Source organism: Caulobacter sp. AVps16 (assembly GCF_058681455.1).
The window spans coordinates 1,728,026-1,742,069 of record NZ_CM178739.1 but is presented as its reverse complement, the minus strand read 5'-3'; the positions used below and the strand labels follow the sequence as shown (position 1 = coordinate 1,742,069).

Annotated in this window: 13 protein-coding genes; 7 read left to right on the top strand and 6 right to left on the bottom strand. The window is 65.8% G+C overall.

The window, feature by feature from the left end:
- Positions 1 to 17 precede the first annotated feature (17 nt).
- The 4 genes from mltG to ACW17U_RS08435 all read left to right on the top strand — a co-directional run bounded on the left by mltG (position 18) and on the right by ACW17U_RS08435 (position 3,500).
- Complete coding sequence (mltG, locus tag ACW17U_RS08450) at positions 18 to 1,019, top strand: endolytic transglycosylase MltG (RefSeq protein WP_492055713.1); 1,002 nt, start codon at positions 18 to 20, stop codon at positions 1,017 to 1,019.
- A gap of 1 nt (position 1,020) precedes the next feature.
- Positions 1,021 to 1,902: a YicC/YloC family endoribonuclease gene (locus ACW17U_RS08445; protein ID WP_492055524.1), complete on the top strand. Its 882-nt coding sequence runs from the start codon at positions 1,021 to 1,023 to the stop codon at positions 1,900 to 1,902.
- Positions 1,895 to 2,536 (top strand): guanylate kinase, encoded by a 642-nt coding sequence (gene gmk / locus ACW17U_RS08440; protein ID WP_492055523.1) that lies wholly within the window; start codon positions 1,895 to 1,897, stop codon positions 2,534 to 2,536. Before ACW17U_RS08445 ends, gmk begins: the two co-directional genes overlap by 8 nt.
- A 112-nt stretch (positions 2,537 to 2,648) precedes the next feature.
- Positions 2,649 to 3,500, top strand: a complete 852-nt coding sequence (locus ACW17U_RS08435) for a CPBP family intramembrane glutamic endopeptidase (protein WP_492055522.1) — start codon at positions 2,649 to 2,651, stop codon at positions 3,498 to 3,500.
- A gap of 110 nt (positions 3,501 to 3,610) precedes the next feature.
- Here ACW17U_RS08435 and rsmA read toward each other — a convergent pair whose 3' ends face one another.
- The 6 genes from rsmA to lptF form a co-directional block, all read right to left on the bottom strand.
- On the bottom strand, positions 3,611 to 4,432 hold the full coding sequence (rsmA, locus tag ACW17U_RS08430) for a 16S rRNA (adenine(1518)-N(6)/adenine(1519)-N(6))-dimethyltransferase RsmA (RefSeq protein WP_492055521.1): 822 nt from the start codon (positions 4,430 to 4,432) through the stop codon (positions 3,611 to 3,613).
- A 23-nt stretch (positions 4,433 to 4,455) separates the two neighbouring features.
- Positions 4,456 to 5,457: a 4-hydroxythreonine-4-phosphate dehydrogenase PdxA gene (gene pdxA / locus ACW17U_RS08425; RefSeq protein WP_062146246.1), complete on the bottom strand. Its 1,002-nt coding sequence runs from the start codon at positions 5,455 to 5,457 to the stop codon at positions 4,456 to 4,458.
- A complete protein-coding gene (locus ACW17U_RS08420) occupies positions 5,454 to 6,788 on the bottom strand; it encodes a peptidylprolyl isomerase (RefSeq protein ID WP_492055520.1) in 1,335 nt (444 codons plus the stop codon). The genes pdxA and ACW17U_RS08420 overlap by 4 nt, the downstream gene beginning before the upstream one ends.
- Positions 6,789 to 6,887: 99 nt before the next feature.
- The gene (locus ACW17U_RS08415; protein WP_492055519.1) at positions 6,888 to 9,242 is read right to left on the bottom strand and encodes an LPS-assembly protein LptD; all 2,355 of its coding nucleotides are present in this window, start codon (positions 9,240 to 9,242) and stop codon (positions 6,888 to 6,890) included.
- A 22-nt stretch (positions 9,243 to 9,264) separates the two neighbouring features.
- Complete coding sequence (gene lptG, locus ACW17U_RS08410) at positions 9,265 to 10,371, bottom strand: LPS export ABC transporter permease LptG (RefSeq protein WP_062146254.1); 1,107 nt, start codon at positions 10,369 to 10,371, stop codon at positions 9,265 to 9,267.
- Entirely contained in the window at positions 10,368 to 11,510 is a 1,143-nt protein-coding gene (lptF, locus tag ACW17U_RS08405; RefSeq protein WP_378109139.1) for an LPS export ABC transporter permease LptF, read from the bottom strand. The genes lptG and lptF overlap by 4 nt, the downstream gene beginning before the upstream one ends.
- Before the next feature lie 245 nt (positions 11,511 to 11,755).
- On the opposite strand from lptF, the gene ACW17U_RS08400 reads away from it, so the two are divergent.
- Genes ACW17U_RS08400 through ACW17U_RS08390 form a run of 3 tightly spaced genes read left to right on the top strand, consistent with a single transcriptional unit; the run spans position 11,756 to position 14,042 of the window.
- Positions 11,756 to 13,237 carry a leucyl aminopeptidase gene (locus ACW17U_RS08400; protein ID WP_492055518.1) on the top strand — a complete coding sequence of 494 codons (1,482 nt, stop codon included), beginning with the start codon at positions 11,756 to 11,758 and terminating at the stop codon, positions 13,235 to 13,237.
- 8 nt (positions 13,238 to 13,245) lie between these two features.
- Positions 13,246 to 13,707, top strand: coding sequence for a DNA polymerase III subunit chi (locus ACW17U_RS08395; protein WP_492055517.1), 462 nt, complete (start codon positions 13,246 to 13,248; stop codon positions 13,705 to 13,707).
- Positions 13,704 to 14,042, top strand: coding sequence for a peptidase inhibitor I78 (locus tag ACW17U_RS08390; protein ID WP_492055516.1), 339 nt, complete (start codon positions 13,704 to 13,706; stop codon positions 14,040 to 14,042). The genes ACW17U_RS08395 and ACW17U_RS08390 overlap by 4 nt, the downstream gene beginning before the upstream one ends.
- The last annotated feature ends 2 nt before the right edge of the window (positions 14,043 to 14,044 follow it).

Sequence of the window (14,044 nt, the reverse complement as noted above, 5' to 3'; positions counted from 1 at the left end):
GTCGACGGCTGATCGCCATGGCCTTTGCCGCCGCCGCGACCCTCGCCGTGATCGGCATGGTTGTCGTGGCCGGTGCGCTGTGGCTCTACCAGGGGCCTGGACCGGCGGCTAAGGGCGGCGACATCACCTCGGTGGTCCTGCGTCGCGGGGCCAGTGTGCCGGAGATCGCCGCCAGCCTCGAACGCGGCGGTGTGATCCGCTCCTCGTCGCTGTTCATGACCGCCGCCCAGATCACCGGCGCGGCGCGCGCGCTCAAGGCCGGCGAATACGAGTTCAAGAGCCGGGCCTCGATGGCCCAGGTTCTGGAGACGATCCGCAAGGGCAAGGTCGTGCGTCACTTCGTGACCATTCCCGAAGGCGTCACCTCTGACATGGCCGTCGAGATCCTGATGCGCTCGCCGGTCCTGACCGGGGTCGCCCCGACCCCGCCGGAAGGGGCCATCCTGCCCGAGACCTACCAGGTCGAGCGAGGCGAGGATCGCGCCGCGGTTCTGCAGCGCATGATGGATGATCGCGACGAACTGCTGAACCAGCTGTGGTCGCAGCGGCAGAAGGATCTGCCCTTCTCCACCAAGGACGAGGCCATGACCCTGGCCTCGATCGTCGAGAAGGAGACCGGCATCGCGTCGGAGCGTCCCCGCGTGGCGGCCGTGTTCGTCAACCGGCTTCGGACCGGCATGCGGCTGGGTTCTGATCCGACCATCATCTATGGCCTGACGCGCGGACGGCCTCTCGGGCGGGGCATCCTGTTGTCGGAGCTTCGGCGCGAGACACCCTACAATACCTATCTGATCGACGGCTTGCCGCCGACGCCGATTGCCAATCCCGGCCGGGCCGCTATCGCCGCCGTCCTGGATCCGCCCAAGAGTGACGAGCTCTATTTCGTCGCTGACGGCACCGGCGGCCACGTATTTGCCAGGACCTATCCCGAGCACGAGGCCAATGTCGCCAAGTGGCGGCAGGTCGAGCGCAACCGGGCAGCCAAGAAGACGGCTGCCACGCCCCTGAGCGGAGGCTGAGGTGGCGCTGTCGGGCATGACCGGCTTTGCCCGCGTCGACGGGGCTCTGGGAGCCTGGTCGTGGGCCGTGGAAGCCCGCAGCGTCAATGGCCGCAACCTCGAGACCCGCTTTCGGGGTCCTCCGGGCTTTGACAGCCTGGACCGCGTGGCGCGCGACGGGGCCCAGGCCCGCTTCCAGCGCGGCCAGCTGACCGTCAATGTCCAGGGCAAGCGGGCCGAGGCTGTGGGGCAAACCCAGGTCAGCGTCGAGACTCTCGAGCGCTATCTGAAGGCGGGCGGCCCCTATGTGGCCACCGGCATGGTCGTAAAGCCCTCCCTCGATGGCCTGCTGGCCCTGCGCGGCGTCATCGAGGTCCGCGAGGAAGACGATGACGCAGAGACCCGCGCCGCCGTCGAGCAGGCCATGGCTGCCTCCATCGTCCAGGCCCTGGAAGCCCTGAAGCTTGCCCGGCAGGAGGAGGGGGCTGCCCTTACGCCCGTCCTGAATGGCCAGGTCGATACCATCGAGCGGCTGACCACGGCGGCCGGTGCCGAGGCTGCCGGTCAGCCGGCCGTTCTGAAGGACCGCTTCGCGCGCCGGATGGCCGATTTGCTCGGCGAGGCCGCGTCCGAGGACCGTATCATCCAGGAAGCTGCTGCCCTGGCCGTCAAGGCCGATGTCCGTGAGGAACTGGATCGTCTGGCCGGCCACGTCACAGCTGCCCGCACCTTGCTGACCGGTGATGCCGCCGCCGGTCGCCGGCTGGACTTCCTGTCCCAGGAGTTCATGCGCGAGGCCAATACCCTCTGCTCGAAATCGGCCCTCAGCAGCCTGACCACAATCGGTCTGGAGCTGAAGGCGACGATCGAGCAGTTCCGCGAACAGGTTCAGAACGTTGAATAAGTCCCACCATAAGACCCGCGGCCTCTTGCTGATGGTCGTCGCGCCCTCTGGCGTCGGCAAGACCTCCCTGACCCGCCGCCTGGTGGCTGACCATGGCGACCTGCACCTGTCGATCAGCGCCACCACCCGGGCCCCTCGTCCGGGCGAGCACAACGGGCGCGACTACCACTTTGTCTCCCGCGAGACGTTCCAGGAGATGATCGCGGCTGACGCATTCCTCGAATGGGCCGAGGTCTATGGCAATTTCTACGGCAGCCCCAAGCCGCCGATCATGGACGCCCTGGACCGCGGCGAGAGCGCCCTGTTCGATATCGACTTCCAGGGCGCGATGAAGGTCCACAAGCAGGCCGGCGCTGATAGCGTGCTTGTCTATATCCTGCCGCCGTCCCTGGCCGAGATGAGCCGTCGCCTGCACGCCCGCAGCCAGGACAGCGAAGAGGTCATCCACCGTCGTCTGGCCCGGGCCAAGGATGAAGTCGCTGCCTGGGAGCAGTTCGACTACGTCATCCTCAATGACGACTTCGACAAGGCCTATGCCGATCTGGCCCATATCTATCATGCCGAGCGTCAGAAGCGGGCCCGCAATCCGTGGATCGGCGACCTGGTTGAAAGCCTTCTGAAGGAAAACATCTAGGAGACCTGGACCTCGGTCCTGGTCGGTTTTCTGCCTATCTCATTACCTTGCAGCGCAAGGTACCGTGTATTGCAAGGCTTTCCGGTTCAATGACCGGGGCAGGGAGGGCCACATGTCGCTCGCCACGATGATGTTTGATGCCCAGGGCAAGCTACGCAGTGGCTGGTGGGCGGCGATCTTCATGGTCGTCCTGACGCTGCTGCTGTTTCCGGCTCTGCTGATATCCCAGCACCTGGGTCGCGAACTGTCGATTGCGGAGCAGGCACTCATCCTTCTGGTGACGACCTGGCTTTGTCAGCTCCTGCGCCGCAGACCGCTGACGGAGGTCGTCGGCCGGCTGGACGGGCTTTGGGCTGTGCAACTTGGGATCGGGGGTGCGCTGGGCGCAGCCCTGATGCTGGCACCTGCCGCACTCCTGGCGCTGGGCGGATGGATCAACTGGAAACCGAATTCGACCGGACTCGATGCCCTCATCGCCAGTCTGGCGCTCATGGCTGCCGTGGCCGTGGCCGAAGAGCTGATGTTCCGCGGCTTCCTGTTCCAGAGGCTGCTGGCCGGTCTGGGCGAGTGGCCGGCCCAGATCCTGGTCGGCGGCTTCTTTCTGCTGACCCATCTGGACAATGAGGGGATGCACGGCGCGACCAAGATCTGGGCGGGGATCAATATCTTCCTGGCCTCGATCCTGTTCGGACTGGCCTATCTGCGAACCCGGAGCCTGGCCCTGCCGATCGGCATCCATTTCATGGCCAATGTCACCCAGGGCGGCATTCTGGGTCTCGGCGTGAGCGGGGCCTCTGAGGCGGGCCTGCTGACACCGACCCTGGACAGTGGAATCACCTGGCTGACCGGCGGAACCTTTGGTCTGGAGGCCAGCTTGCCCGGCCTGGTCGCGGTGATCGTCCTGCTGGTGATCCTGGCCCGATGGCGCGGCGTGAAGCCCGCTGTCCAAAACCGCGAGGCCTAGAGCCCTTTCCAACCTGATGGCTTCATCAGGCCCGGGCGAAAAGGGCTCTAAATCAGAAGGTTAGAGCGTTTTCCGATCCTCTAACCGGTGCACACTTATCGGAATACGCTCTAGGACAGGGTCGCCCTGGCCAACGCCAGGAAGCCCTCGATCGGCACGTTCTCGGCGCGGATGTCGGGGCTGATGCCGGCCTTTTCACAGAGATCGCCGCCGCCGAGCGCCTTGAGGCTGGAGCGAAGCATCTTGCGACGCTGCCCAAAGGCCGCGGCGGTCACGCGTTCCAGGGCGGCCAGTTCGGCGGCCGGCGGGATGACCGCTCTGGGAACAAGCTTGATCACCGCCGAATTGACCTTGGGCGGCGGGGTGAAGGCGCGGGCCGGAAGGTCCATGACGATCTTGGCCTCGCAGACGGTCTGGGCGATGACGGCAAGCCGTCCATAGGCGTCGTCATTGACCTGGGCGGCAATACGTTCGGCCACTTCCTTCTGGAACATCAGGGTCATGGAGACGGGCAGGAACGGGCCCGTCAGCCAGTTGATCAGCAGCTGGGTACCGACATTGTAGGGCAGGTTGGCGACCACATGGGCGGGAACGCCGCCGACGGCGCGGCTGGCGTCGACCTTAAGGGCATCGCCCTGCACGACCTCCAGGCGCTGGTCAGCGGCTTCGCCCAGTTCGGCCAGGATCGGCATGAACCGGCTGTCCATCTCGATGGCGACCACGCGGGCTCCGGTTTCCAGCAGGGCGCGGGTCAGGCCGCCGGGACCGGGCCCGACCTCGACCACCACGTCCTCGGGACCGATGCCGGCCAGCCGCGCGATCTTGCGGGTGATGTTGAGGTCCAGCAGAAAGTGCTGACCAAAGCTCTTGCGGGCCAGAAGGTCGTGACGCTCCAGGGCGTCGCGCAGCGGCGGCATATCGGCCAGGCTCATGGGCTCAGGGTCTCGGCAAGAGGTCAGGCGGCCCGGCGGGCGGCGATCTGGGCCGCCATCCGGATGGCGGCAATCAGGCTATCGGCTCGGGCCAGTCCGCGTCCAGCAATGTCGAACCCGGTGCCATGGTCTGGCGAGGTGCGGACGATCGGCAGGCCGAGGCTGACATTCACGCCGCCCCAGAAGTCGAGCATCTTGACCGGGATCAGGGCCTGGTCGTGATACATGCACAGCACGGCGTCATAGCGGGCCCGGGCCTCGGCGTGGAACAGGGTGTCGGCGGGGGCTGGCCCCATGACCTCAACGCCCAGATCGCGCAGGACGCGGGCGGCGGGTTCGATGATCTCGATCTCCTCCCGGCCCAGAGCCCCGCCTTCGCCGGCGTGGGGATTGAGGGCCGCCAGGGCCAGTCGCGGGTGGGCTATGCCGAAGTCGCGTTTCAGGGCCTGGTGGGTGACCATGCCGGCCGTGACGATGGCCTCCACCGACAGGGCGGCCGAAACATCGTTCAGGGCCTTGTGGATGGTCACCAGGGTGGCGCGCAGATTGCCGGCCGCCAGCATCATCACGGGGCCACGTAGGCCCTCGCAGGGTGCCCCGGCCGTCAGTTCGGCCAGGAACTCGGTATGGCCCGGGAAGGCAAATCCGGCCTCATAGAGGGGGGCCTTGGCGATGGGGGCCGTGACCAGGCCCGAGACTGAGCCGGACAGGGCCAGGCCCGCCCCGGTTTCGATGCAGCGGATGATTTGGGCGGCGTGGGTGCTGGAAGCCTGGCCCGCGATCACGGGGCTCAGCAGGGGGACATCCAGCACGGGCAGGGCGGTTGGAAACAGATCCATGGCCTCGGCCGGACCCGTCACGGTCCTGACCCGGACGCCCGAGCCGGCCGCAGCCAGGGATCGCGCATCACCCACGACCATGAACGGCGGGCCTTCCCAGCGCAGCGCCGTCCAGGCCTTGGCGATGATCTCGGGCCCGATGCCGGCGGGGTCGCCGGCGCTCAGGGCCAGGGGGGCGATCGTCACCGGGTTTCTATGGTCGCCGAGTTGCGCAGGTCGCGCAGGTAGCGCTTCGAAATCAGGGCCAGCTGCTGGCCGCGCAGACGGTTCTCGATCTGGTCATGGGACGGCGCATTACCGCCCGACTGTCGCTTGCCACAGACGGCGATCAGGTGGAGCCCGGCGTCCGTACGGATCGGATCGGAAACCTGACCGATATCCAGAGCCGAGGCCGCAGCCTGGAAGGCCGGGGCCAGGTCGGTGATCTCGGCTTCGCCGAGGTCGCCGGCGACCAGTCCGTCCACCTTGTTGGCCGCCGCTTCCAGAGCCGAACAGCTCGTGATCTGCGGCTTCAGGGCCAGCAGGGCGCTGTTGGCGGCTTCAACCTGCTGGGCCGAGGCATCGGCGGCCAGCGGATAGGCGACCTGTTTGAGATCGACCAGAGCGGTCTTGGCCCCGGCGCGCTTGTCGCGGAGATAAATGATATAGACGCCGTCCCGCACCGGGATGGGTCGCGAGAGTTGTCCGGGGCGGAGCTCTTCAAGGGCCGCGTCGACTTCAGGCGGCATCTCGCCCGGGCCGACCCAGCCGGCGTCTCCGCCATTGGCTGCGGTGGCGGCCGACGAGAACTGGCGCGCGACCGCGGGGAAGGGTGCGCCCTGCTGCATCTGGCCGACCAACTGGGTGGCCCCGTTTACAGCTGTCTCCATACCGCCCACGCGGGTGGCGTCGATGAACACTTCGCTGACCTGATACTGCGGCTTGCTGGCCGACTCGGCCAGGCGGCGCTGGAAGGCCTTGATCTGGTCTTCACCCACCCGCAGGCGCGATCCGTAGCGGCCGCTGATCCAGTTCTGCCAGCTGCTGTCGATGCGGATCTGCGAGCGGAAGGTCTCAGCGCCAACCCCTTGCGAGGCCAACTGGGCCATCAGCATGGCACCGGTCATGTTGGCATTGTTGCCCTTGGCTATGTCGTCGATCTGCTCGTCGACTTCCTTGTCGGTCGAGATGATCGTGATCTTCTGGGCCTTTTCGACCCGGCGCAGTTCCTGCAGCTGGACGCGCTCGTCAATCAGCGAGCGAAGGGCTTCCTGCTCCAGTTGGGGCAGGTTCTCTTCGGTCGGCTGAACACCGGAACTGACCATCAGCAGGCGCATGCGCTGGGTCAGGTCGTAGCTGGAGACGATATCGTCATTGACCACGGCCGCGACGCTTTCCGACAGCGGGCGGGGCGCAGCCGGGGCCCGGGGCGGCGTTGCCTCGACCGGCGCTGTGTCCTGGGCGAGAGCCGGCGCGCCGAGGCTCGCCATGGCCAGGGCGATGATGGACGCGGCTCCGGCCGCGGCTAGGGTCTTCACGCTACGCGCAGGCCGCATGGGTAGTGTCGTTCCTCTAGGCGCATCGTGCCGATCACGCGCGCGAAAATCACGCGCGCCGGCGGCGACGCGGGATCATTTTTACTGGCTGTACCCTGTATCACCCAATGTGGCGAGGGTTAGGCGAAACACGACGGACTGATCGGCCTGAAGTTTCAGGCCACCGGTTGAGGCCTGGCTGAATCGGTCTTCGTTTTGGTAGATCACGTCGATGCGGATGCAGTCGTCATTATAGACGACGCCCAGATCGCGCCGACGCCAGACACCGGCAACGAGGTCCTTGCCGCCATAGGCCGTTATGCCCCAACGCTTGGTCAGGTTGAGCTGGCCGCTCATTTCGAAGGTTTCCAGCGGCGCGCCGACGGCGTCCTGCTGATCCTTGATATAACGCACCGAGCCGTTGGCGACCTTGTGGACAGCATTGAGGCCGGCCTCAATGCGCCGGAACTTGTTGCTGGCCAGATCCGGTGCATAGCGGGTGCGGACAAAGCCCGTCACGCCCTGAACCGGGGTGACGGTCGCCGCGACGATCCAGTCCGACGACTTTTGCTGCAGGCCCGAGCGGGACGGCAGGAGCGGGTCAAACTCGCTGCGGAAGCTGCGGCCAACCAGCATGCTGGCGCCCCGGCCGTCCTTGTACTTGACGGTCGCACGGCCCCCAAGGTTCAGGCGCTGGCCGCCTTCATAGAGATCGAAGCCCGGCGACTTGTTGGCGCGGAACAGGTTGGTTTCGTCAAACTCGAATGAGGTGCTGTCCTCGTTATAGAGGTAGCGTGTCGTCCCGCTGGATCCGACCACGATCGGCACGCGGCGGCTCTCGGAGCCGGCAGCGAGCTGGGCCAGTGGCTCAAGAATGACAGAGCCACCCTTGAGCGGCTTGAAGAAGGGGTAGCTGACATCGATGCCGGTCACGCCGAGAGCGCGCGAATAGGTCTGGCTGTCGTCGGCTCCGGGCAGGTCGGAGACGCGATAGGCGTCACCGCGGGCCTGGGCGAAGGGTGAGATGCGCACGCCGGACTTCAGGGTCAGGGTCGAACGCCAGTCGGCGCTGACGCTGCCGCGTTGACTGTCGACCCCGTCCAGGGTCGCGCCATAGGGTGACTCCGAACGGGTGAGGATGACGCCCGTGCCCTGGAGCCGCAGGCGCCCGCCTAGCACCGGATCCTTGGGCTGCCAGCGTCCCTCGACCAGTGGACCGATCAGCGGAAAGACGTCGCTGTTCTCGAAGCTGGCCAGTCCGGTGACCGCATCAATACCCGACACCCGCAGGCCCTGAACCGTGACGGCCGAGAGCGACAGGTAGGACCGCTGGTCCTGGCGAGTGGCATAGATCTGCGAACTGAGGCGGCGGTCCTCGCTCGTGAACAGGCCGCGTTGCTGATAGACGTCACTGATCGAATAGTTGTCGAACAGCAGCTTGTCGGACGTGCGTTCGGCGCTGAAGCCCCACTTCCACTTGTCGTTGATGTCGAACAGTCCGCGGGCCAGGATATAGCTGCGCGGCGTGGCCTCGCCGAAGCGTTCGCCCCGGTTGTCGATGTCCTTTTCATAGGTGAAGCCGCCCCGGACCTCGGCGATGCCGGAATAGAAGCGCTTGCGCCAATGGGCATTCAGGAACGGGTTGATACTTGAATTGATCTGAGGGCTTAGGACCACATCCTGAGACGGCGAGATCACGTAGAGATAGGGCTGCTGATAGGACATCCCCCGGCGCTTTGACGCGCCAAGCTTGGGGGTCAGGAAGCCGGAGCTCCGGGTCGCCTGCGGATCTGGATGCCAGAAGACCGGCAGGTACATCAGCGGCGCGCCCCACAGGCGAATGACCGCGTTCTTGTAATAGACCAGCTGGCGGTCCTTGTCCTGAACCACCTTGTCGGCGGACACGGACCAGGTCGGCGTCGGTTTGTCCGCGCAGATCTCGCACGGCGTATAGATCGCCTTGTTGAGCTCCTGGATGCTGTCATTGCGCCGGATCGCCGAGACGGCTGCGATCTTGACGTTCTCTTCCATGCGCGCCGAGAAGCCGAGGGCGAAGCCGGCCTTCAGCTCCTTGTCCAGGGTCATCTCGTCGGCGAACTGGGCCGTGCCGTCACCATTGATCAGGGTGACCTTGCCCTTGGCCGTGATGACACCCGCCTTGGTGTCATAGACCACTTCCTCGGCGCGCAGCGTACGGCCCTGATAGCGGGCCTCAACTTCGCCGCGGGCGGTGAGCACGCCGGTCTTGTCATCGCGGATCAGCAGGTCTGACTCGAGATAATAGCCCTCTTCGCCCAGGCCGTCAGACGGCGGGGCCTTGATGGCGGGCGCAGGCGGCGTGCTGGCCAGGGGTTGCTGGGCCTGGGCCGCCGTGGCGGCCAGCACCAGCGAGGCGACGCCGCCAAGCAGATACAGGCGGGCCCGCAGGGGCAGAGCGCCTTGACGCTGATCCATCATGAACGACCTCGGAAACACGGACTCAACCATCCTCGGTATAGCAAAGTAGGGTGAAGCCCGCCAAAAGCGCGACAAGGGGCGGGGTCCAGGCGGCGACTGCCGGATGTAGCACCTCGGCCTTCGCCAGCGCGCTGCACAGCTCGTTGAAGAAGAAGAAGCCGAAGCCGAGGGCAACCCCCGAACCGGCCAGGGCCGCCAGTCCGCCGAGACGCATCAGGCGGAGTGAAAAGGCCGCCGCCAGGACCGACATGGCGGCGAACAGCAGCGGTGTGGCGAGGATCTGATGATAGCGCAGCTTGAACGGGGTCGCTGAGAACCCGGCGTCTTCGGTCCGCGCAATGGTCGTCGGCAACCGCCAGAGTGCGACGGCCTGGGGCGAGTTGAAGCGCTCGGAGGCGGTGCGGTCATCGAGATTGGACGGAATCGACAGGCTTTCCGAGCGGATCGCCCCGGCTCCCGGGGTGGCCTCGCGCACGCCGATCAACCGCCAGAAGCCAGGCTCGAGCCTCGCCTCATTGGCCTCGATCCGCCGGGAGAAGTCCATCACGCCCTTGCTGTTGAGCGTATAGACGAACAGAGAAACACCCCTCAGCCGCACGGAGCCATCGACCTGGTCACGGGCGCGGGCCCGGATCACAATCTGGGTCTTGTCGTCGCCCTGGCGCAGCCATGTGCCCTTGGGCGCGGCCTTGAGATAGTTCTCCATCAGGGCGTCGCGGGTGGTTTCATACTGCGCCGTCATGGCCGTGCTCAGGGGGTTGAGCAGGGTGATGGTCAGGACGCCCATGACAAAGGCCGCCATGGCCGCCGGCAGGATGAAGCGCCAGGCTGAGACCCCGGCGGCGCGCATGGCGATCAGTTCGCTGCGCCGGTTCAGGCCAACAAAGGCGCCCAGCGTGCCGAACAGGAAGATGAACGGCGTCAGCACCAGGATCGTGGCCGGGGCCTGAAGGATCGTCAGATAAAGCAGCTGGAAGAAATTGATGTCGGCTCGGGTTCCGACATTGCGGGCAATGTCGACGAAGGCGATCAGCATCACCATCGAGCCTAGCACGGCCAGGGCCGCCCCCAGAGAGGCCATGGTGCGCTGGAGGACGTAGCGCTCGACCATGCCGATGCCAAGGCTCATGCGGCACCTGCCTGCGGGGCGTAGGCGGCCTTGCGTCGTCCGATCGCGATGTGCCGTGACACCCTCTGCCGGAAGATCTGGGCCAGTCCCCACCACAGGGCCCCCAGGGGCACGACATATTGCAGGATGTTCAGCCAGGCGGAGTCTTCGCAGGCGGCCTGGACGCCGAATCCGATGATCCGCACGACCGCCGCCGCCGCACCGACGGCCGCGATGCGCTTGCCATAGCCCATGCGGCTGAACTGACCGCCGATCACGGCGGCCAGGGCCATGGCCATCAGGGCGATATTGTACAACGGCGTGGCGAAGCGGGAATGGGCCTCGGCCAGCAGGCCTGTCCGGTTCTTCTGCTCCCACTCCTGGGTCAGGTCGGGATAGAACAGCTCGTGCAGGTAGCGGTCGGCGATCTTGTAGTGCAGCAGCTCGTCGCTCTGGAACAGGGACGAGAGGTCGAAGGTGTACTCCTCGAACGAGGTGTACTGGAGCACGCCGGCATTGGAGAACTGCTGGTTGGAACCCTTCAGCATGATCAGGACCGGGGCCCCGTTGCGGGTGGCGATCACCGCTTCCCGCGAGGAATAGGTCGAGGCTCCGCCATCCGGCCGTTCCTGGTGGATGAACAGGTTGTGGATCAGGTTGTCGCGGTCGATCGACTGCGCATAGACGGTCAGGCCTGGCCCTGGCTCGGTGAACTGCCCTGGCTGCACCAGGGTCGAGGCCACATCGGTTTTCACCGCGAAGGCGGTCTCGCGAATCTGACGGGCGCTCCACGGCTGAACCCACAGGCCCAGGAACAGCGAGAACAGGGCCGCAAACACGGCAAGGCGCATGGCGGGGGAGATCACCTTCCAGCGACTCATCCCGCCCGCGAAACAGACCACGATCTCCTGCTCGGTATGCAATCTGTTGAGCGCGACGAGGGCGGCGACAAACAGCGAAATGGGCAGGACGATGTTGAGGAGCTGGGGCAGGGCCAGCAGGATGATCTTCAGGAAAACCAACGCGCTCTGGCGCTGAGTGACCAGGATATCGAACTCCGACAGGCTTCGGGCCAATAGCGCAAGCGCCGCCAGGGCTGCCGTCGCGAAGAGCGTCGGACCCAGCAATTGGCGGAAAAGATAGCGTTCGATCAGGCGCATCGAATGGGGGTTCGGTCGGACGGATTCGGGAAGAGCGAACCCCAGGGAATGGGCTGTTCTACACGGGCGCTTTGCCCCGGCACAACCGAAGACCTCGCCGGGTACGGCGCCGCGAGTCTTTTCTCTCGACGAGGCTTAGACTATGCCGCCTCATCAAGGTCGAGACGGCCCAGCAAAAAGGCCGCGCCGCGAGTCGCCACGCGTTTGGCGGAGTTCAAGGTGCGAAGCCAAATCAGGAGCGTGTGATGCGTATCGAGTTCGTTCCCGCCGATCTCCATGCCGGGGCTACGGCCGCCGTGGCGGTTCTGGCCCATCAGGCTGCCGCCCTGTCGCCGGAAGCGCGCGTCATCGACGAGGCCACCGGCGGAGCTCTGTCGCGGGCCATTGCCGGCGGGCGGTTCACGGGGGCCAAGGGGCAGATCCTGGACCTGGTCGCGCCCCACGGCCTGGATGCTGCGCGTGTCGTGCTTGTTGGTGTGGATGGCGTCGGCGCTGTTGAGCCGGAGGGGATCGAGACCGCCGCGGCCCATGCCTTCCAGGCCGTGAAGGCCACCGGGGTCACCGAACTGGTGCTGAAGCTCGGCGCGGACGCCGAAACGGCAGCTCGAGCCGCTTTCGGGGTCAAGCTCGCCGCCTATCGCTTCGACCGGTATCGCACCACCGAGAAGGCGGACAAGAAGCCGTCGGTCACCGTGGTCAAGGTCGCTGCCGCCGATCCGGTCAAGGCGGCCAAGGTCTTCGAAGGGCTTGATGCCCTGGCCAATGCCATTCTGTTCAGCCGGGATCTGGTCTCCGAGCCCGCCAATATCCTGCATCCCGAGGAATTTGCCGCCCGTGCCAAGAGCCTGGAAAGCCTGGGTCTCGAGGTCGAGATCCTCGGCGAGGCCGAGATGGCCGAACTGGGCATGGGCAGCCTGCTGGGCGTCGGTCAGGGCAGCGTCCGCGAGAGCCAGCTGGTGATCATGAAATGGAACGGCGCAGTCGATAAGGCGGCCCAGCCCATCGCCTTCGTCGGCAAGGGTGTCTGCTTCGATACCGGCGGCATCAGCATCAAGCCGGCCGACGGCATGGAAGACATGAAGTGGGACATGGGCGGCGCGGCCGCTGTGGCCGGCGTCATGCACGCCCTGGCGGGCCGCAAGGCCAAGGTCAATGCCATCGGGGTTCTGGGCCTTGTCGAGAACATGCCGGACGGCAACGCCCAGCGTCCAGGCGATGTCGTCACTTCGATGTCCGGCCAGACGATCGAGGTCATCAATACCGATGCCGAAGGCCGCCTCGTTCTGGCCGATGCCCTCTGGTACACCCAGGAACGCTTCAAGCCGCAGTTCATGATTGATCTGGCCACCCTGACCGGGGCCATCATCATCTCGCTGGGTCATGACTACGCAGGTTTGTTCAGCAATAACGATGGTTTGTCGGAGAAACTTCTGGCGGCTGGCAAGGCTGAACGCGAGAACCTCTGGCGGCTGCCCCTGCCGGCGGCCTATGAGAAGCAGATCGAAAGCCCGATCGCGGACATGAAGAATATCGGCGGGCGTCCGGCCGGGTCGATCACGGCGGGTCTGTTCCTGCAGAAGTTCGTCAATGGCGTGCCGTGGGCTCACCTCGACATCGCTTCGGTGGCGTGGCGCAAGCCCTCGACCGATCCGACCGTGCCGGACGGTGCCGCCGGATTTGGCGTGCGCCTGCTCAATCGCCTGGTCGCCGACGCCTACGAAGGCTGATCCGGCGGATGTCCGACGCGCCCTGCGAGGTCTGGTTTTACCATCTGGAGCGAAGCAGCGCCGAGCAGGTGCTGCCCGAGCTTCTGGAAAAGACCCTCGGGCGTGGCTGGAAGGCCCTGGTGCGCGGGGTTGATCGCAGTCGACTGGAGACCCTGGACGGTCTTCTCTGGACCTATCGCGACGACGCCTTCCTGCCGCACGGACTGGCCCATGAACCCATGGCCGACCGGCAGCCGGTTCTCCTGACCGAGGGGCTGGACAATCCCAATGGCGGCGATGCCCTGTTCCTGCTGGACGGGGCCGAGCCGGGGGATTTGGCGGGCTTCGCCCGCTGTGTCCTATTGTTCGATGGTCGTGACGAGTCGGCCCTGGCTCAGGCCCGGGGTCGCTGGACATATTTCAAGAAGGGCGGCCATCCGGTGTCATACTGGCGGCAGGGTGCCGAACGCGGATGGGAGAAGCAGGCATGACATCCTTGCGGGTTTTGGGCGTTGCCGTCACTGCGGCCCTTCTGGCGGTGTCCTGCACCAGTGCGCCACCACCCGCGCCCCTGCCACCTCCGGAGACGCCGGTGGCTCCTCCGCCGGTGGCGATTGCCCCGCCCCAGCCGAAGGACCAGTGCGGCATGGTTGAGGCCAAGGCCTATATCGGCAAGAATCGCACTGAATTGCCGGCCGCCGTGGACCCCACCCGTTGGCGGGTGGCCTGCACGACCTGTCCGGTGACCATGGACTTTCGGCCAGATCGCCTGAACATCTTGTTCGACGCCGACACCGGCAGGGTGAAAGAGGTCAAGTGCGGCTAGCG